The organism is Mesorhizobium sp. M0698, from assembly GCF_040320455.1.
GTDB lineage: Bacteria > Pseudomonadota > Alphaproteobacteria > Rhizobiales > Rhizobiaceae > Mesorhizobium.
On the sequence record NZ_JAMYPQ010000002.1, the window covers coordinates 75,438 to 95,117 of the forward strand.

Below are 19,680 nucleotides of genomic sequence, written 5' to 3' on the forward strand. Positions count from 1 at the left end.
CCGCCTTCAGGCGGGGTCGCAGGTCGCCGTAATGGCTGGCGCGCCGCTCCGGCGCCGGCTGGCATTGAGCGCAAACAGGCCGGCGCCGATGATGAGGGCTGCGCCTGCCGCCGTCGCTGGTCGCGGCACTTCGGCAAAGAACAGAAAACCCCATAGCGGCGACCAGATGATACCGGTGTATTCGAAGGTGGTGACGCTGTTGGCGGGCGCCAGCCGGTAGGCCTGCGACAACAGGATCATGCCGGCCGAGGCAACGAAGCCGCATGCCCCCATCTTGAGGAGATCCGGCGTCGCCGGCCAGACCCATGGCCGGACGAGGAATTCGAGGCTCGGATGCACGGCGTGGTCAATGCCTGCCAGCCAAAACAATGCCGCCGCCAAGGCGGCGCCGACCAGATAGGCGCCGTTCTGATAGAAAGCCATGACAGTCGAGGATTCGGTGTCGCCGATCTTGCGTGCCATCAGCTGCGAGAAACCGTAGAGCAGAGCCGAACCTAGCGACAGCAGCGCTGCCCAGTCGAACAAGCCGGCGCCCGGGCGCACCATCACCAGCACGCCGAGCATGCCGACCAGGACGGTGGCGAGCGCCTGCCAGGATACGCGTTCGCCGAGATAGGGGCCGGCCAACGCCATGATGAACAGCGGCGCCATGAAATAGAGCGCCACCGCGTCAGCCAGCGGCAGGGCGGCGATTGCCAGGTAGTAGGCCGTGTAGGAGGTGAACTGGATGAAGGCGCGCATCGTCAGCATGCCGAACCGCTTCGACAGGATCGCCTGCAATCCGACATCGGCGTGGACAAGGAAAACCAGGATCGGCAGGGCGACGATCGAGCGGATCGCCATCACCTCGGTGACGGGATAGTGGCTCGACACCGCCTTGACCAGCGGGTCCTGCAGCGAAAAGACCAGCACGCCGAGACAGAGACTGAGGATGCCGAGCACAAGCCGATTTTGCATAGGCGCTCCTGTCTCCCGCGTGCGCGGCCGAAAGCAGGCCTGCATCCGGGTAAAAAGAACCCGCCACCGTTTCGGGCAGCGGGTACGAGTGAGGACTTTTGATTGGTCCGCAGCCGATTTCGCGGCCGCATATCCAATGGGTAAGGGACTATCGTCCGCCGTTTGACATGTTGCAAACGAATTGGAATGATGCCAGCAATCAGATTTTCTTATGGCGGGCACATGCGACCCAATCTCGACAGCGACCTGTTGCGCACCTTCGTGGCGGTCGCCGACACCGGCAATTTCACCAAAGCGGCGGAGCGGGCCGGCCGCACCCAGTCGGCGGTCTCGATGCAGATGAAGAGGCTCGAAGGCATGATCGGCGACAGCCTGTTCGAGCGCGGGTCGCGCGGTGTAGCGTTGACGCAGCGCGGCGGCGAACTCATCGCCAACGCCAGGCGCATCGTTTCACTGCTCGACGAGACGGCGGCATCGATGGTCGCGGCGCCGCTTGGCGGGCCGGTGCGCATCGGTATCCCGGAGGAATATGGCCACGCGATCCTGTCGCGGGCACTCGGCGCTTTTGCCAAGCGCCATCCTCAGGTCGACATCACCGTCCGCTACGCGCATTCCGGTGCGCAGATCGCGGCGCTCGCCGCCGGCGAGCTCGATCTGGCGGTGGTGTTCGAATGGCAGGATCTGTCAGGCGGTGAGGTGCTGATGCATGACCCGACCGTATGGGTGACGTCGGAGCTGCATCACATGCATGAGGAGCGGCCGGTGCCGATCGCGCTCTACAACCGTGCCGGTTGGTGCAAGGATTTCGCCATAAAGGCGCTGGAACAGCGCGGTCTCGCCTATCGTGTCGCCTACACCAGCGATACCAATGGCGGCCTGCGGCTCGCCGTCACCTCCGGGTTGGCGATCGCGCCGATCTCGCGCAGCAACATCCCGGCCGGCTGCCGCGAGCTTACGGCCGCCGACGGGTTCGGCGACATCGATTCCTCGAACGTGGTGCTGCGGCGCAATCCGAACGCTTCCGGCGAGGCCATCGACGGCATGGAAGAGGCGATCCGCGAGGCGTTCGCCAACCGTTAAAACGTGCCGCTCAGTCCGGCGGTGGCGGCCTCCACGGACCGCACGGCGATCTTCCGAATATTGGGGGGCAGCCTTACTTCAGCTCCAGCAACCGCTCCAGATAGCTGCGCTCGATATCGGGGCTGAGTGCGTTGCCGAGCCGCTTGCGGATCGCTTCGAGGATCTGGCGGGCACGCTGCACATCGATCTCGTCGGGCACTCTCACCGAACTTCCGTCATCGGGACCCTCGCTGGTGCGGGGCCGCCCGAGCGGGTCACGGTCGGCATTCTGCTGGCGTCCGCCCTGCCCGTTGCCGCCCTGGTCGCCTTGCATCGCCTGAAGTTGCTTCATCATGTCCTTGGCGCCCCTGCGCAAGGCTTCCAATGCGCGGCCCTGGTGACCGACGGCCTGATCGCCTTCGCCCTCGCCGAGCGCCTGTTCGGCATTGCCCATGGATTTGCCGGCCTCGCCAAACCCCTCATTGGGGTCGAGGCCCATGCCTTCGAGGCTCTTCCTCAATTGATCGAGCTCGCCCTGCAGCTTGCCCTGGCCTTCCTGCAATTGCTTCAGCGCATCAGCAAATTCCTGCGGCGTCATCGGCTTCGGCCGGCCGAGCGGATCGCGGTCGTCACCCGGGCCGGGTTTGCCCTCTTCGCCCATCGGGCCTGGCTCACCGTTCTCGCCGAGCTGCTCGTCGCGGTTCTGCCCGCGCTGTTGCTGGCCGCGCTGCATCTGGTCCATACGGAAAGTGTCGTTCATCATCTCCTGCTGGCGCCGCATGATCTCGCCCAGCTTGTCCATCTGCTGGCGCATCTCGCTGTCTTGCTGGCCGCCTTGCTGCTGGCGGCCTGCCTGCAGATTGTTCATCATGTCCTGCAACTCGGACAGCAATTGCTGCGCCTGGTCGCGATTGCCGGATTTCGCCAGGTTCTCGATCTGGTCCATCATGCGGTCGATGTCGCTCTGGCGCAGTTCCTGACCGTTCTGCTGCATCTGTGGCGCATTCGGATTCTGCTGCGCCCGCGCCGCGAATTCCTGCAGGAACTGGTTCATCGCCTCGCGCAGTTCCTTCATCGCCTTCTCGATCTCTTGGTCGCTGGCGCCGTTCTTGATCGCATCCTGCAGCGCCTGTTGCGCCTGGCGCAGCCGCTTCTCGGCCGCGGACAGATTGCCTTCCTCGATACCGAGCGCGATCTCCCAGAGGTAAGCGACCTCGTCGCGCAACTGGTCGTCGCTGTCTGCCATCTTCAGCCGGGTGCGGGCGCTCATGATGGCGAGGTAGTGCGCCATGTTGTCGAACGTGTCTTCCGGCCTGAGCGTGATTGCATCCATCAGGTCGAGCACGCGGTCCTTGGCATAGGCGTCGAGCGCCAGTATGCGGCGCTGCTCGACCACAGCCCGCGCCAACGGGTTGGAGAATGGCCGCTCCGGCATCACCAGCGTCTTGGTTTCGCTGGTCGCCGTGTGTCCGGCACCGTCGGTGGCGACAAGTGACAGCTTGACGTTGCCACCTGCCCAGACATGGTCGGTCAGATCCTTCGTCGTCTTAGCGGCATTGGCCTTGCCGCCGCGGCGCGGCAACGTCAGCGGCATTTCCGGCGGGCCATAGAGCGGATGCGCGTTGGGCACCTGCGGATCGGCCAATGCGAAAACCGCCTTGGCGGAGGCCGCGCCATAGTCGTCGTCGATCTGGTAGTTGAGTTCGAAGGCGCCGTTGACGGCGCGCTTCGGCTCGCCGACAAAGCGGATCTGCGGCGGCTTGTCGGGAATTATGGCGAAGGCCCAGCGGCCGAGCTCGCCGTCGCTGGACTGCAGCGTCAGGGTGCCGTCGGCCGTTAACTTGCCGCTGAACTGGCGCACGGTGGAAGGCATTGCCGGACTTGCCTCAGTCTTGGCGGCTTGCGGCCCGGTCGGATCGATGGCGCGGGTGTTGCCGCCGGTGTCGGCGTAGCTCAGCGTTTCCTCGCCCGAACCGCCGGTGACGCGCAGCGACACATCGCTGCCCTCCGGAACCGTGAAGGTCGGCGGCGCTTGAGTGGCGTTGTTGGCCAGGACCGGGGCGTTCAGGAATACCGGCGGCCTGCCGGTATAGGCCGGCGGCGTCACCCAGGCATCAATGCGCGGCGGCACGACGTCGCGGGCGGCACGGGCAACAAAACCGTCGCTCAGCCTGCCGCCCGATGGCCCGAAGGAGAAGGCAAAGGCAGTGACCAACAAAAGCGCGGCAACGGCGCGCAGCGCCCACGGGTCGCGTTCCGGCACGCGTGTGCGTGGCACGTCGCCGCCAAGCTCGCCCAGCCGGTCCGCCATGCGCCGCTGATGCTCGCGCCACAGGGCTTGCGAAAAAATGCTTTCCTTGCCGCTCGGGCGATCGGTCTGGACCTGCACCGGGCTGTGCAGCAATCGGTTGGCCGCCTCGATGCGGCGGTCGACCTCGGCACTGGATGGCGTGCGGAAGAAACGCAGTGGATAGAGTGCGGCAAGCGCTGCGACGCCGAATGCCGTGATAAGACCGATCCGCGCCAGATCGGGCAAAAATGGGAACAGGCCGAGCCACGAAATGCTGAGGAACAGGCTCGCGACGATGATCAGTGGCAGCAGCAATGGCCAGCCGCGTTCGACGATTATCGAGACCTGCGTCCCCAGCCGGCTCAAGGCAAGGCGCCTGGCCAGACTGCGATCGCTGGTGAAAATGGGTCGTTGTGTCATCGGCCCTTCCTGGCCGGGCGGGATAGCCCAGGCCTCACGAGTCTATCGCATGGGCCCGAAAAGTCGATTTTCGGGAAGCACGATGCGAAGACCTAAAATCTTAGCGCGTACTTCGTGCGTCCAAGCGGATGCACATCCTAAGGATACCAACAAACACGGCGAAGGCGAGGCGGTTCCCCAAAACGTGAACAATAATGCCCCGGATATTGTCAGAATTTCGCCGGATTGGCGTTTGCGCCGCAGACCAGTACGGCAACGCGCTCGCCTGCAGCCGGTGCGTAGCGGCCGGACAGGAGCGCCGCGAAGGCGGCCGCACCGCCCGGCTCGGAGATGATTCGCACGCGGTCCCACAGCGCCGCCTGGGCGGCGATAATGTCGTCGTCGCCGACCAGGATCGAGCGCTCGACGAATGCCTCGGCGATAGGAAACATCATTTCGCCGACACGCTTTGGCGCGAGCGAATCGGCGGCGACGCCCTCAGCCGGCGCGTCGACGGGTCGGCCCGCCTCGAAGGCGCGATGAAGCGTCGGCGCACCCTCCGGCTCGACCGCGATTATCCTGATGCGGCCGGAAAACCAGGCAGCGATGCCGCCGATCAGCCCGCCGCCGCCGACGGCGACCAGCAGGGTGTCGAGCTTCGGCAGGTCGGCCTCGATCTCGAGGCCGAGCGTGCCTTGCCCGACCAGCGTCTCCTCCTGGTTGAAGGCGTGGATCTGCAGCGCGCCGGATTTTTCGGCGAAGCTCTCGCTGGCGGCCAGCGCCTCGGCATAACGGGCGCCGCCGACGATCAGCTCGGCGCCGTAGCCGCGGATGCGGTCCAGCTTGGCCTGCGGGCTCACTTCGGGAACAAAGATGGTCGCCTTGTGGCCGAGTTGCATGGCGGCATAGGCGACCGCGGCGCCGTGGTTGCCGCCCGACGCGGCGACGACGCCGGCCGCAGGAACCGGCCGTTCGAGGAGATTGGTGAACGCACCGCGCGCCTTGAACGAGCCGGAATGCTGCAAGCACTCAAGCTTCAGGTCGACAGGCAGAGGCGGGCGGCCGAAATCGGCCATGTCGACGCGCAGCACCGGCGTGTGGCGCACGAAGGGCCGGATGCGGGGTTCTATCGCCGCAATGCGCTCGCGTGTGATCGTGTGGCCGTGCAGCATGTTTTCACTCCCAGAGTTGACATTACTTAGTAACTTGGCAAAGTTCCTAAATGCAAGAGGTCGACGTTTTCAAAGCGATTGCCAACGAGCGCAGGCTCCAGATCCTCGATTGGCTGAAGGACCCGCGCGCGCATTTTCCGCCGCAGGCGGACGGCGATCTGGTCGAGGACGGCGTCTGCGCGCTGCTGATCGCGGAAAAGCTGGGGATCACCCAGGCGACGCTCAGCGAGCACATGCGCGTGCTCACCCAGACAGGGCTTTTGCGTAGCAAGCGCATCAAGCAGTGGATATTCTATCGCCGGAACGAAGACAGGGTCGCCGAAACCAGGGCGCTCATTCAGCACCGGCTGTAGCGCTCAGGTATCTATTTTTGTTTGACCATGATCGGTTCCGAAAACCGGTTTCCACTTTTCGCTGACGCGGACCTTCGGTTCGGGATCATGGTCTACTCCAACCAGTCCGGCACCGAGTCCAGTCCGATCAGCTGGTCATAGGTCTGGCGCGGGCGCACAACGTGGAAGCGGTCGCCGTCGACCAGCACTTCCGGTACCAGCAGCCTGGTATTGTAGGTGCCGGCCTGAACGGCGCCATAGGCGCCGGCGGTGGAGACAGCGATCAGGTCGCCGGATTTCAGCCGGGGCAGGTCACGGTCGAGCCCGAGATAGTCGCCGGTCTCGCAAACCGGGCCGACGACGTCGACCTTCATGCGTGGTGCTGCGGCCGGCTGCTGCGCCACCGGCTTGATGTCGTGGAAAGCGTCGTAAAGCGTCGGCCGGATCAGATCGTTCATCGCGGCGTCGACGACGAGGAAGTTCTTGGCGTCGCCCTCCTTCACGAAGATCACCTGCGAGACCAGGATGCCGGCATTGCCGACGATCAGCCGGCCTGGCTCGAACATTACCTTCAGCCCAAGTTTGGCAACATGCTTCCTGACGATCTGGGCATAGGCATCGGGCAAAGGCGGCGGGTTGTTGTCGACGCGGTAGGGAATGCCAAGGCCGCCGCCGACATCGATGTGCTCGATGGCATGACCGTCGGAGCGCAAGGCGCCGACCAGCTCCACCAGCAGCGCAAAGGCGTCGTCGAAGGGCTGCAATTCGGTGATCTGGCTGCCGATATGGGTGTCTATGCCGGTGACCTTGATGCCCGGCAGCTCAGCCGCGCGCGCATAGACCTTCCGCGCATGCTGCCACGGAATGCCGAACTTGTTCTCGGCCTTCCCAGTCGAAATCTTCTTGTGCGTCCTGGCGTCGACATCCGGATTGATGCGCAGCGAGATCGGCGCGATCTTGCCCAGCGCGGTGGCGCGGGCCGACAGCAGCTCCAGCTCCGGTTCGGATTCGACGTTGAAACAGAGAATGCCGGCCGAGAGCGCAAAATCCATTTCGCGCGCGGTCTTGCCGACGCCCGAAAACAGGATCTTGCTTGCCGGGATGCCGGCCGCCAAAGCGCGGCGCAATTCGCCCTCCGAGACCACGTCGGCGCCGGCGCCGAGCCTTGCCAGCACCCTCAGCACGGCCTGGTTGGAATTCGCCTTCATGGCATAGCAGACGAGAGCATCGAGCCCGGCAAAGGCCTCGGTGAAGACGCGAAAATGCCTGGTCAGCGTCGCCGTCGAATAACAGTAGAACGGCGTGCCGACGCTGGCGGCGATGTCTGATATCGCCACGTCCTCGGCATGCAGCGCGCCGTCGCGGTAGTCGAAATGGTTCACGAGATTGGTCCGAAATCAGAGCAGCGGGTCGAGGATGAATTTCTTGTCCTCGACAGGTTTTTCCGGCTCCGGCGGCAAAGGTTGCTTGGCCTTCTCGGCGTCCTTGCGGGCCTGCACGGCTGCCGCGTACGGCGTGTCGAGCGCAGCCTTCCTGCCGCAGGCCGCAACGGTGGCCATTGCCGCCAGCAGCGTCAGCGTCACCAAAATCCTGCTTCCGGTCATCGTGCCATCCGTCCGAAACTGTTGCCCGCAGCCGCTTCTAGCCGAGTTTTGCGGCCATTGCACCCCGCGTCTTACGCCTTGGCGAGCCGCTTTTTCCAGTAGCGGATCTGCTTGCGCACCTCGGACGGCGCGGTGCCGCCGAAGCTCGTGCGGCTCTTAACAGAATTCTGCACGGCAAGAACCGAAAACACGTCGGCGCTGATACCGGGGTGAATGGACTGCAGATCCTCCAGCGAAAGCCTGTCGAGCCCGATCTTCCTGTCCTCGGCCAGCGCCACCGCCCGGCCAGTGATATGGTGCGCCTCGCGGAACGGCAGCCCGAGCGTGCGCACCAGCCAGTCGGCGAGGTCGGTCGCAGTCGAATAGCCGGCGCCGGCCGCCTTTTTCATCGCGGCAGTGTTCACCGTCATGTCGCGCACCATGCCGGTCATTGCCGCCAGCATCAGGTCGAGCGTCTCGGCCGCGTCGAAGACGGATTCCTTGTCTTCCTGCATGTCCTTGCCATAGGTCAGCGGCATGCCCTTCATTACCGTCAGCAGGCCGACGAGATGGCCGGTGACGCGGCCGGTCTTGCCGCGCACCAGTTCGGCAGCGTCCGGGTTCTTCTTCTGCGGCATGATCGACGAACCCGTCGAGAAACTATCCGACAGCCTGACGAAGCCGAATTGCGGCGTCGACCAGATGATGATCTCTTCGGCCAGCCGCGACAGATGCGTCGCGCAGATCGCCGCCAAGCCCAGGAACTCGAGCGCGAAATCGCGGTCCGAAACACTGTCGAGCGAATTGCGCATCGGCTCGCGGAAGCCAAGCGCCTTCGCTGTCTGGTGCCGGTCGATGGAAAAGCTGGTGCCGGCAAGGGCGGCGGCGCCGAGCGGGCTTTCATCCATCCGCTCAATCGCATCGCGGACGCGAGACAGGTCGCGTGCAAACATCTCGACATAAGCCATGCAGTGGTGGCCGAAGGTCACCGGCTGCGCCGCCTGCATGTGGGTGAAGCCCGGCATCACCGTTGCCGCATGCTCCTCGGCCCGATCCAGGAACGCCGTGATCAGGCCCTTCAGCGCCTCGGCGACACGAAAGCATTCGTCCTTGACCCACAGCCTGAGGTCGACCGCCACCTGGTCGTTGCGCGAGCGGGCGGTATGCAGGCGGCCGGCGGCGGGGCCGATCAAATCGGCCAGACGGGCCTCGACATTCATGTGGATGTCTTCCAGCCTGGTCGAGAACTCGAATGTGCCGGCCTCGATCTCTGCGAGGATCGTGTTCAGCCCGTGAGCGATTTTTTCTTGATCGGCCGCCGAAATAATGCCCGTTTGCGCCAGCATCTGGCTATGGGCGATCGAGCCGCGAATATCCTGCGCATAGAGTTTGCGGTCGAACGAGATCGACGCGTTGATCGCTTCCATGATTGCGGCCGGACCCGAGGCAAAACGTCCGCCCCACATCTGGTTGCTGGCCTTCTTGTCGTTCATCGCTATAACCCGTGCTCCGGAGCAGTTTTTCAAAAATGGCAGACGGCAATAGATTTTTCCCGGCTTTGCGTCTCATCCTCGCCGCTTTGGTTGCGGGCGTGCTGGCCGGCGCGGTCGCGGTATATGTCAGGGAAAGCAGTTCTGGCAACAAGGCGCCCGCGCAAGTGGCCGCCGGCGGCGGCAAGGACGACGTCGCCTGCGCCGCCAAGACCGACCGTGCCAAGAAGATCGCCGCCGCTGCCACCGGCCAGGTTGCCGCGCTTTTGCCGGCGGATCCGCCGCAATCGCTGAAAAGCCTTGCCTTCAACGGCCCCGACGGCAAGCCGACGACGATCGCCGATCATGCCGGCAAGACGGTGCTGCTCAATCTGTGGGCGACATGGTGCGCACCTTGCCGCGCCGAAATGCCGGCGCTCGATGCGCTGCAGAAGGAGATGGGCAGCGATGCGTTTCAGGTTGTTGCCGTCAACGTCGATGCCGGCGACGATGCCAAACCGAAGAAGTTCCTGGAGGACACCGGCGTCAAGTCGCTCGGCTACTATCGCGATGCCACGATGGCGCTGTTCAACGACGTCAAGACGCGCGGCCTGGCGCTCGGTCTGCCGGTCACCATGCTGATCGATGGGCAAGGCTGCCTGATCGCCCATATGAATGGCCCGGCCGAATGGTCGGGGCCGGATGCCAAGCGTCTGGTCGAGGCGGCGCTTCAGCCGGGATAGGCTCAGACCGTGCGCAGGCGCGGCTTGAGCGCGGCAATGCTTGCGCCGCGTCGGCTGGCGGTGCGGATTGCCGGAGCGGCCACGCCCGTCAGTTCCCCGAATGTCTCGATCGGAGCCGGTTTGCCGAGGTAGTAGCCTTGCCCGATCTCGCAAGCCTCGGCGTCCAGGAACTGCAATTCACCCGGCGTCTCGATGCCTTCTGCCAGAACCGGTAGGCCGAGACCGCGTCCAAGCCCCAGCACGGCGCGAACGATCGCCGCGAACTGGGCGTTCTTGTCGACCGATTTGATGAACGACCCGTCGATCTTGATCTTGTCGAAGGGAAAGGCGCTGAGGTTGGACAGCGAAGAATAGCCGGTGCCAAAATCGTCCATCGCCACATGCACGCCAAGCGCCTTGACCTGCCTCAAGGTTGCCAGCGCGCGCGGCATGTCCTTCACCAGGGCCGTTTCGGTGATCTCCAGTTCGAGCCTGCCGGGGGCCAGGCCGGATCTCGTCAATGCGTCGTGCACCTTGCGGCTGAAGTTCGGATTGTGAAGTTGCACGGCGGAGACGTTGACGGCGACCATCAGCGGGTTTGTCCAGCGAACAGCATCGTTACAAGCCGTCGTCAGCACCCAGTCGCCGATCTGCGCGATAGTGCCACTGTCCTCGGCCACGGGGATGAAAACGGCCGGAGAAATGTCACCCCGCTCAGGGTGCTGCCAACGGACCAGGGCTTCGAAGCCGATCATCCTGCCGCCGCGGATCTCCTTCTGCGGCTGATAGACGAGGTGGAACTCCTTGCGGGCGATCGCCTGGCGCAATTCATGCTCCATCACGCGCTTGTCGCGGGCCGCGGTGCCCATGGCTATCTCGAAAAACCGATAAGTGTCCCTGCCTTCGGTTTTGGCGCGATGGAGTGCCGTGTCGGCATGGCTGATCAGGCCGGCCTGGTCTTCGGCATCCAGCGGAAAGAAGGCGATGCCGATGCTGGCCGAGACGAGGCCGGAGCCGACCGAAACCCTGTTTTCCTCCCGGATCGCCGCCAGCAAGTCCTCGGCTATCCGGCCTGCGGCCAGGGGGTCGGGGAGGTTCGGAGCTATGATGGCAAATTCATCGCCGCCGAGACGCGCGAGCATCTGTCCGTGGCGCGGGATGCCGGAAATGCAGTGCGCCAGCTTCTGCAGCATAGCATCGCCGGCCCCGTGGCCATAGAGGTCGTTGACTTGCTTGAACCGGTCAAGGTCAAGCAGCAGGAGCGCCAGATGTCCATCCTTGCCGCCACGATCCATCGAGGCGAATTCTGCTTCCAGCCGGGAAGAAAAGCTCCGCCGATTGGCAAGCCCGGTAAGCGGATCGAAATGCGCGAGGCGGAGGATCTCTTGTTCTGCCTTCTTGCGCTCACGGATGTCGCGAACGGCAAGCACCGTATGAGGCCTGCCGCAGTAGGTGATTTTCCTGGCGATCAGCTCGACAGGAATTCTCGCCCCGTCGCTGCCCCTTAACTTCGCTTCCTGCGCCTGTTCGCCGAAGCCGGACATATCGGCTGCGCTCTGTCCGTCGAAAAGCTCGCCGAATTGCATCGTGTTCAGGGTGGCTGTCGCTGTTCCGGTCAGCTTCGCCATACTGTCATTGGCGCTGACAATGCGGGTGCCATCGCAAACGATCAGACCTTCCACCGCCGCATTGGCGAGATCGTGCATGCGATCGGCCTCGAGCTTCTGGCGGCGAAAGCGCAGGTCGATCCACAGCGCGGCACCCGATAGCACAAGGATTATCAGGCTGGCGACCGCTGCGGCAAAGGCCTGGGAAATGGGCTCGATGGAATGTTCGGATATTTCAATCGAGGAATCCGGAATGATCGACACCGCAGCCATCGCGATGAAATGCAAGCTGCAAATCGCCAGCGTTAAAAGCGCGGCGCCGCCGAAAGTCGCGAGCGCTGACGGACGGCGCAAGACGACAAGGAGCGCCAGTGCCGCGAGGGTCACGCCGGCCAGAAGCGATATCGCGACAAGGAGCAGGTTCCATACGACCCGGCCTTCGACCTCGAAAGCTGCCATGCCGATGTAGTGCATCGTCGCGATGGCGCCGCCCAGAATGGCGCCACCGACGAGGAAATGGTCGATGCCGCGGCGCAAGGTGGCGACCCACATCCCAAGCGCGGTCATGATAACGGCGGCGGCAAGCGAAAAGGCGGATAATCCCGGATTGTATGCGTTCGGTATTCCCGGCGTAAACGCGGTCATGGCGATGAAATGCGTCGCCCATATGCCGAACCCGGTCGAGGCTGCGGCGATCATCAGCCAGACAAGCCGGTTTCGCTCGGTCGATCGGCCGACATGCTTAAGGAGATTAACCGCTGAGAAGCAAGAAATTCCACAGACGAGTGCGGCAAGCGCAACCAGTCTCGGATCGTGCTGACTTACAATACAATTATAGACCGTCAGCATCCTGGTTCACTCGGTCTGCCAAAACTAACAGGGGAGGTGTGACTGATTAGTTCTTGGAGATTTTAACGAATGGTTAACCCGCGGGCCATGAGGCGGGTCTTTTCGGGGGAAAACCGACGCCGCTGCGCCGAAAAGACGGTGATGTGATTTCTTGCGCCCGGTTTCGGTAGCGAGTGCACTTTAGGAAGGAATGATGTTCATTGATCCGCAATAAAACCGTTGTCCGATTGTCATCAGCGCCACATATTGGCTTTGCGGAAGTGCCCCTTTCGCCAATGACAAACGGGAGATGAAACATGAAGTTCTTCGGCTTTGCGGCCGGTATCGCCGCCACCGTGACCCTGCTTTCCACCACCTCCGCCTTCGCCGTCACGCAGATCAGCTGGTGGCACGCCATGACCGGCGCCAACGCCGAGGTCGTCGCCAAGATCTCCAAGGATTTCAACGCCAGCCAGAGCGACTATGAGCTCGTTCCGGTGTTCAAGGGCACCTATCCGGAGACGCTGAATGCCGGCATCGCTGCCTTTCGTGCCGGGCAAGCGCCCGATATCCTCCAGGTGTTCGACGTCGGCACCGGCGTGATGATGGCGGCCGAGGGTGCGATAAAGCCGGTGGCCGATGTGATGACCGGCGCCGGGATGACTTTCGACAAGAGCCAGTATCTGCCCGGCATCGTCGGCTATTATTCGAAGCCGGACGGCACCATGCTATCGTTCCCCTACAACTCTTCCTCGCCGATCCTCTACTACAACAAGGACATCTTCCAGAAGGCAGGCCTCGACGTGAACAATCCGCCCAAGACGTGGAACGAGGTGTGGGAAGCTGCCAAGAAGATCAAGACGAGCGGCGCCGCCCCTTGCGGCTATACCTCGACCTGGCTGACCTGGATCCACCTGGAGAATTTCGCGGCGTGGAATGACGTGCCTTGGGCCACCCAGCAGAATGGCCTGGCCGGCGGTGATGTCGAACTCAAGATCAATGCGCCGATTTTCGTCAACCACTTCCAGGCGCTCGCTGACCTGGCCAAGGACGGCACATTCAAATATGGCGGGCGCACCTCCGAAGCCAAGCAGATATTCCTCGCCGGCGAATGCGGCATCTTCACCGAATCGTCGGGCGGCCTCGGCGATATCGTCAAGTCCGGCATGAACTATGGCATCGGCCAGCTTCCTTACGACAGTGACGCCAAGGGTGCCCCGCAGAACACGACGCCGGGCGGTGCCAGCCTGTGGGTGTTCGGCAACAAGTCGGACGAGGAATACAAGGGCGTCGCGGCCTTCTTTGTCTATCTGTCCAAGACCGATGTGCAGGAATATCTGCACCAGAAGTCGGGATACCTGCCTGTGACGCTCGCCGCATACGAGGCGACCAAGAAATCAGGCTTCTATGACAAAAACCCCGGCCGCGAGACACCCATCCTGCAGATGACAGGCAAGGCGCCGACCGACAACTCGAAGGGCGTGCGCCTGCCGAATCTGCCGCAGGTGCGTGATATCCAGAACGAGGAGATCGAGAAGATGCTGGCTGGCCAGCAAACCGCTCAGCAGGCGCTCGACAATGCCGTCGCGCGCGGCAACGCGGCGATCAAGGAAGCGCTGGAGAACTGACGGGATTATCTCGGTTAGTCGGTTGGAATATCGCCCACGCGGGCTCGCGTGGGCGACACCTGGATAGCGAGGGAAATCAGCCTGTCTCCACGCGTCGTCTTTCCCAACAAGATCCTGCCCTACCTGCTGGTGGCGCCACAACTCGCCATCACCCTGGTTTTCTTCTACTGGCCGGCCGGTCAGGCGCTTTACCAGTCGATGCTCAGGCAAGACCCGTTCGGGCTGAAGAGCAGGTTCGTCTGGTTTGCCAATTTCCGGAAGGTGCTGGCCGATCCGGCCTACCTCAACTCGATCAAGGTCACCGTAGTGTTCTCTCTTGCGACCGCGATCGTTGCCATGGTTGTCGCCCTGCTGCTCGCGGTCATGGCCGAGAAGGCCGTGCGCGGCAAAGGCCTCTACCGCACACTGTTGATATGGCCTTACGCCGTGGCGCCGGCGATTGCCGGCATGCTTTGGCTTTTCCTGTTCAATCCCTCGATCGGCTCGTTGGCCTATTTGCTGAGAAGCCTCGGCATCGTATGGGACCCGCTGCTCAACGGCACCCACGCCATGATCCTGCTGGTGTCGGCTGCTGCCTGGAAGCAGATCAGCTATAACTTCCTGTTCTTCGTCGCCGGCCTGCAGGCGGTGCCGAAAACGCTGATCGAAGCGGCGGCCATGGACGGCGCCGGCGAAACCAAGCGCTTCTGGACCATCGTCTTCCCGCTGCTTGCGCCGACAACCTTTTTCCTGCTGGTCGTCAACACCGTCTATGCCCTGTTCGACACGTTCGGCATCGTTCATGCCGTCACCGGCGGCGGGCCCGGCAAGACGACCGAGACGCTGGTCTACAAGGTCTACAATGACGGCTTCGTCAATCTGATCCTGGGCGATTCGGCGGCGCAGTCGGTCATCCTGATGGCCATCGTCATTGCGCTCACAGCGATCCAGTTCCGCTATGTGGAACGCAAAGTCCATTACGGCTGAGGGAAGCGATGATCGGCCAGTCCCCGCTCCGCACCTTCATCGCCCATGCCGTGCTCATCCTCGGCATATTGATCGTGGCTTTTCCGATCTACTACACCTTCGTTGCCTCGACGCACACGCTGCAAACGATCCTCAGGCCGCCCCTGCCGCTCTTGCCCGGCGGCCAGCTATGGAACAATTACAACGAGGCGCTGTTCGCCGGCATCGGTCGTATCGGCGGCGTCAGCGTCGGCAGGCTGCTCCTCAACACCACGATCATGGCGCTCGGCGTTGCGGTGGGAAAGATCTTCATCTCGATCCTGTCGGCCTACGCGATCGTGTTCTTTCGCTTTCCGCTGCGCATGACCTTCTTCTGGCTGATCTTCATCACCTTGATGCTTCCAGTCGAGGTGCGCATCCTGCCGACCTACAAGGTGATGGTCGATCTCGGCATGATCGACACCTATGCCGGCCTGATCGTCCCGCTGATCGCCTCGGCCACCGCAACGCTGCTGTTTCGCCAGTTCTTCATGACCATACCGGGCGAATTGGTCGAGGCGGCGCGTGTCGACGGTGCCGGGCCATGGCGCTTCTTTTTCGATATTCTGGTGCCGCTGTCGCGGACAAACATCGCCGCGCTGTTCGTGATCCTCTTCATCTATGGCTGGACGCAGTATCTTTGGCCGCTGCTCGTCACCAACAGCAACGACATGAACACCATCGTCATCGCGCTGAGAAAGATGGTTTCCTTCGCCGATGCCGACACCCAATGGCACCTCGTGATGGTCACGGCAATGCTGGCCATCGTGCCGCCGATCCTGGTGGTCGTGCTGATGCAACGCTGGTTCGTGCGCGGTCTGGTCGAATCCGAAAAGTGAGAAGCCGATGGCGACCGTGGATCTGAAGGATGTCAGGAAAATCTATCCCAGCGGCGTCGAAGCCGTGAAGGGCGTTTCCATCGCCATTCCCGACAAGGAGCTTTGCGTGCTGGTCGGCCCCTCCGGCTGCGGCAAGTCTACGCTGCTGAGGATGATCGCCGGGCTGGAGACGATTTCTGCCGGTACAGTCGCCATCGACGGCAAGGTGGTCAACGCCATTGGCCCGACCGAGCGCGACATCGCCATGGTGTTCCAGAACTACGCGCTTTATCCACATATGAAGGTCTACGACAACATGGCCTATGGCCTGCGCAACCGCGGCACGCCGAATGACGAGATCGACAGCAGGGTACGCTCGACTGCCAAGGTGCTGGAGCTTTCGGCGCTGCTCGACCGGCGCCCGCGCGAGCTTTCCGGCGGTCAGCGCCAGCGCGTCGCCATGGGTCGCGCCATCGTGCGCAACCCGAAGGTCTTCCTGTTCGACGAACCGCTGTCCAACCTCGATGCGAAATTGCGCGGGCAGATGCGCATCGAGATCAAGAATCTGCAGCGCTCGCTTGGCGTCACCTCGGTTTATGTCACGCACGACCAGCTTGAGGCGATGACGCTGGCCGACATCCTCGTCGTCATGAACGCCGGCCTGGTCGAGCAGACCGGCGCGCCGCTTGATGTGTACGAAAAACCGGCCTCGACCTTCGTCGCCTCGTTCATAGGCGCACCGCCGATGAATCTGCTGGCGCTCACAGGGGCCTCCCCAAGCTCGGTATTGGCGGACGGTACTGTGATTTGCTTGGCGCCTCGACAGGGCAAGGCAGTGACACTAGGCTTTCGTCCGGAGGACGCCGACATCACCTTCGCGGCAGAGGCGCCGGCCGGCGCGCTCGCGCTGCCGGCAACAGTGGAAGCGGTCGAACCGGTCGGTGCCGAAAGCTTTCTCCACTGCGTGGCAGCCGGCAGCCGCATCGTGGTGCGCGTCTCAGGCCGCGCCAGCGCCAAGCCAGGCGACCAATTGCGCGTCGTGGCCAGGTCCGAAAAGCTGCATTGGTTCGATCAGGCGGGCAAACGGGTCGATTGAAGTCGGCCTTGCGCAAAACCGTTCAGACAAACACATGCGCCTTGCCTGACACGGTCAGCCGGACGATCTCGCCGATCGCCGGCGCGTCCATGCCCGGCTTGCGCAGGATCAACGGCGTATTGCCGATGGCGGCGGCGTCGGGCGGATCGGGGCTGTTCAACAGACGCACCGCGATGGTGCACATCGAGCCGGCGAACTCCGATTCCGTCACCTCGCCGAACAGCATGTCCGGCGTGCCGGACATGCCTTCACGCGATGTGCGTTTCAGCAACACCTGCTCCGGCCGCAGCATGATGCGGGCGACGTCGCGCCGCTCCGAGCTGTCGACAGCGATGCGGCCGAGCGGCGAGATGGCGAAGCCATCGGCGATCCTTGCCGGCAGGACGATGGCGTCGCCAAGGAACTCGGCGACCATCCTGTCCTTCGGCTTGAAATAGAGCTCGCGCGGCGTGCCGACCTGCGAGAATTTGCCGTCGCGCATCACCGCGACCTGGCTGGCGAATGACAGCGCCTCGGCCTGGTCGTGGGTGACCAGGATGGTGGTGATGCCGGCGGTTTCAAGGAGCTCGGCCACGGCCTTGCGCATCGAGGCGCGCAGGCCGGTGTCGAGCGCCGAGAACGGCTCGTCGAGCAGCATCAGCCGCGGCTTCATGGCCATGGCGCGGGCGAGCGCGACGCGCTGCTGCTGGCCACCGGAGAGTTCGTGCGGACGGCGCTTCAGGATACCTTTGTCCAGCCCGACGACATAGGCGAGCTCGGCGATGCGCTCACTGCGCTTTTCCTCGTGACGCCCCATGCCGAAGCCGATATTGGCGGCGATGCTCAGATGCGGGAATAGAGCGCCGTCCTGCGCCACCAGCCCGATGCCGCGGCGATGCGCCGGCACGGCCGTGTCGCCTTCGGCCAGCACCTCGCCATCAAGCACGATGCGGCCCTGGTCCGGCGCCTCGAAGCCGGCGATCAGCCGCAGCAAGGTGGTCTTGCCGCAACCGGACGGCCCGACGACAGCCGTACGGCTGCCGCTGGCCACGCTGAGGTCGACGCCGGCAAGTGCTGCGACCGGCCCGTAGTGCTTGTGGATGCCGCTCAGCTCGAGAAAGCTCATCGCCCGGCCATCCGCTTCGACTGGACGTAGAGCAACCAGGTCAAAGGCAGCGACATCGCCACCATGATCAGGGCATAAGGCGCCGCTGACGCATAGTCGATCTCGCCGCTATAGGACCAGAACGCCATGGCCAGCGTGCGGGTGCCGTTGGGCGCCAGCATCTGGGTTGCGGTCAATTCGTTCATGATACCCAGCGCGACCAACGCCATACCGGCTGCGGCGCCCGGCGCCGACAGGCGGATGGTCGTCGACCACAACGCCTTGAGCGGCGACCGGCCGAGGCTGGAGGCGGCGCGTTCGAGCTCGACCGGCGCCTGTGCGATCGACGCCCTGAGGCTAATCAGAGCGCGCGGCAGGAACATCAGCGCATAGGCGACCAGGATGGTGAACAGGGTCTGGTAGAGCGGCATGGCGATACGCACGGCGATGGTGACCAGCGCCAGGGCGATGACAACGCCGGGCAACGCGCCGACGATATAGTTGCAGCCCTCCAGGACGCGTTGCAGCCGCCCCGGCGCGCGGATCGAAATCCACGCCATCGGCATTGCCGCGACGGTGGCGAGCAGTGCGCCGGCAATTGCTAGGAACAGCGTTTGGCCAAGCGCCAGGCCGATCTCGTCGAGCCGCCAGACATCGGCGCCGCCGGCCATGAGCCAGCGGCCGATAGTGGCGAACGGCACGCCGACCGCCAGCAGAGTGGTAATGGCAGGCAGCAGCAGGCAAGGAATGGTGGCGCGCCCAAGGCCCGTGCGCTGCTGCTGGCGCGCAGCACCCGAACCGACGCGGGCATAGCGCTCCTCGCCGCGCACCAGCACCTCCAGCCCGAGCAGCACAAGGCAGCAGGTCACCAGCACGCCGGCCAGCATGTTGGCGGCGGGACCGTTGAAGGTCGACTGGAACTGGTCGACGATCGCGGTGGTGAAGGTGTCGAAGCGGATGAAGACATAGAGCCCGTATTCGGCCAGGAGATGCAGGCCGACCAGCAGGGAGCCGCCGCAAATGGCGAGCCGGAGCTGCGGCAGCACGACACGCCTGAACACACGCCACGGGCCGAGACCAAGGGCTGCCGCTGCATCCTCGAGAGCGGGATCGAGCCGGCGCAATGCCGCCGCCACCGGCAGATAAAGGAAGGGGAAATAGGCGATGACCGACACAAGCACGCCGGCCCACAGGCCGTGCAGTCTGGGCACCATGGTGACCCAGGCGTAACTGTGGACGAAGGCCGGAATGGCGAGCGGCGCCACCGACAGCCAGGCCCATAGGCGGGCACCCGGCAGATCGCTGCGCTCGGTCAGCCAGGCCAGCATGACCGACAGCACGATCGAGATCGGCACCGCCAACACCACCAGCAGGCTGGTGTTGACCAGAAGTTCGCCGACGCGCGGCCTGAACACCAGCGCCGCCACCGTTTCCCAGCCGGTCTGCACCGCCACCCAGACGATGAAGGCAAGCGGCAGCAGCGCGAAAAGCGAGACAAAGACGGCAGCCAACGCAATCCATGAGACCGACCAACGACGTGCCCGCACGGCCGTGGCGTCGGCCGGCAAGCCTGGGCGTGCGAGATCGATCGCGGATTGCATCAGATCAGACGTTGCGCCAGCTCCGCCCGGAGGCGGAAACGATCGGCGGCG

General features: G+C 63.7%; 16 protein-coding genes. 7 read left to right on the plus strand and 9 right to left on the minus strand.

The genetic code is table 11. The features are described 5' to 3' along the window. Positions 1-6: 6 nt before the first annotated feature. Positions 7-957: a DMT family transporter gene (locus NKI16_RS04975; protein ID WP_352621637.1), complete on the minus strand. Its 951-nt coding sequence runs from the start codon at positions 955-957 to the stop codon at positions 7-9. 222 nt (positions 958-1,179) lie between these two features. Here NKI16_RS04975 and NKI16_RS04980 point away from each other — a divergent pair, with 222 nt between their 5' ends. Next, positions 1,180-2,037, plus strand: coding sequence for a LysR substrate-binding domain-containing protein (locus tag NKI16_RS04980; RefSeq protein ID WP_352621639.1), 858 nt, complete (start codon positions 1,180-1,182; stop codon positions 2,035-2,037). 73 nt (positions 2,038-2,110) lie between these two features. On the opposite strand, the gene NKI16_RS04985 is transcribed toward NKI16_RS04980, so the two are convergent. Both NKI16_RS04985 and NKI16_RS04990 read right to left on the minus strand, forming a co-directional pair. Then, positions 2,111-4,726: a TIGR02302 family protein gene (locus tag NKI16_RS04985; protein ID WP_352621641.1), complete on the minus strand. Its 2,616-nt coding sequence runs from the start codon at positions 4,724-4,726 to the stop codon at positions 2,111-2,113. Positions 4,727-4,935: 209 nt separating this feature from the next. After that, a complete protein-coding gene (locus NKI16_RS04990) occupies positions 4,936-5,877 on the minus strand; it encodes a threonine/serine dehydratase (protein WP_352621643.1) in 942 nt (313 codons plus the stop codon). 50 nt (positions 5,878-5,927) lie between these two features. On the opposite strand from NKI16_RS04990, the gene NKI16_RS04995 reads away from it, so the two are divergent. Then, positions 5,928-6,230, plus strand: a complete 303-nt coding sequence (locus NKI16_RS04995) for an ArsR/SmtB family transcription factor (protein WP_352621645.1) — start codon at positions 5,928-5,930, stop codon at positions 6,228-6,230. Positions 6,231-6,322: 92 nt separating this feature from the next. Here the strand turns inward: NKI16_RS04995 and lysA are convergent, their stop codons facing one another. From lysA to argH, 3 genes are all read right to left on the minus strand, one after another. After that, positions 6,323-7,591 (minus strand): diaminopimelate decarboxylase, encoded by a 1,269-nt coding sequence (lysA, locus tag NKI16_RS05000; protein WP_352621646.1) that lies wholly within the window; start codon positions 7,589-7,591, stop codon positions 6,323-6,325. Positions 7,592-7,606: 15 nt separating this feature from the next. After that, entirely contained in the window at positions 7,607-7,813 is a 207-nt protein-coding gene (locus NKI16_RS05005) for a hypothetical protein (protein ID WP_023677931.1), read from the minus strand. 71 nt (positions 7,814-7,884) lie between these two features. Then, positions 7,885-9,285 carry an argininosuccinate lyase gene (gene argH, locus NKI16_RS05010; RefSeq protein WP_023677932.1) on the minus strand — a complete coding sequence of 467 codons (1,401 nt, stop codon included), beginning with the start codon at positions 9,283-9,285 and terminating at the stop codon, positions 7,885-7,887. Positions 9,286-9,320: 35 nt separating this feature from the next. Here argH and tlpA point away from each other — a divergent pair, with 35 nt between their 5' ends. Continuing rightward, positions 9,321-10,004, plus strand: a complete 684-nt coding sequence (gene tlpA / locus NKI16_RS05015) for a thiol:disulfide interchange protein TlpA (RefSeq protein WP_023677933.1) — start codon at positions 9,321-9,323, stop codon at positions 10,002-10,004. Positions 10,005-10,006: 2 nt separating this feature from the next. Here the strand turns inward: tlpA and NKI16_RS05020 are convergent, their stop codons facing one another. After that, positions 10,007-12,439: a bifunctional diguanylate cyclase/phosphodiesterase gene (locus NKI16_RS05020; RefSeq protein WP_352621648.1), complete on the minus strand. Its 2,433-nt coding sequence runs from the start codon at positions 12,437-12,439 to the stop codon at positions 10,007-10,009. Positions 12,440-12,735: 296 nt separating this feature from the next. Here NKI16_RS05020 and ugpB point away from each other — a divergent pair, with 296 nt between their 5' ends. The 4 genes from ugpB to ugpC all read left to right on the plus strand — a co-directional run bounded on the left by ugpB (position 12,736) and on the right by ugpC (position 16,944). After that, on the plus strand, positions 12,736-14,046 hold the full coding sequence (gene ugpB, locus NKI16_RS05025) for a sn-glycerol-3-phosphate ABC transporter substrate-binding protein UgpB (protein WP_352618936.1): 1,311 nt from the start codon (positions 12,736-12,738) through the stop codon (positions 14,044-14,046). An 81-nt stretch (positions 14,047-14,127) separates the two neighbouring features. Further along, positions 14,128-15,012: a sn-glycerol-3-phosphate ABC transporter permease UgpA gene (gene ugpA / locus NKI16_RS05030; protein ID WP_023677936.1), complete on the plus strand. Its 885-nt coding sequence runs from the start codon at positions 14,128-14,130 to the stop codon at positions 15,010-15,012. A gap of 8 nt (positions 15,013-15,020) precedes the next feature. Continuing rightward, complete coding sequence (gene ugpE / locus NKI16_RS05035; protein WP_352621650.1) at positions 15,021-15,869, plus strand: sn-glycerol-3-phosphate ABC transporter permease UgpE; 849 nt, start codon at positions 15,021-15,023, stop codon at positions 15,867-15,869. 7 nt (positions 15,870-15,876) lie between these two features. Continuing rightward, the gene (gene ugpC / locus NKI16_RS05040; RefSeq protein ID WP_352621652.1) at positions 15,877-16,944 is read left to right on the plus strand and encodes a sn-glycerol-3-phosphate ABC transporter ATP-binding protein UgpC; all 1,068 of its coding nucleotides are present in this window, start codon (positions 15,877-15,879) and stop codon (positions 16,942-16,944) included. A 22-nt stretch (positions 16,945-16,966) separates the two neighbouring features. Here the strand turns inward: ugpC and NKI16_RS05045 are convergent, their stop codons facing one another. After that, positions 16,967-18,049, minus strand: a complete 1,083-nt coding sequence (locus NKI16_RS05045; RefSeq protein WP_352621653.1) for an ABC transporter ATP-binding protein — start codon at positions 18,047-18,049, stop codon at positions 16,967-16,969. Continuing rightward, positions 18,046-19,629, minus strand: coding sequence for an ABC transporter permease (locus NKI16_RS05050; protein ID WP_352621655.1), 1,584 nt, complete (start codon positions 19,627-19,629; stop codon positions 18,046-18,048). The genes NKI16_RS05045 and NKI16_RS05050 overlap by 4 nt, the downstream gene beginning before the upstream one ends. Positions 19,630-19,680: the final 51 nt, after the last annotated feature.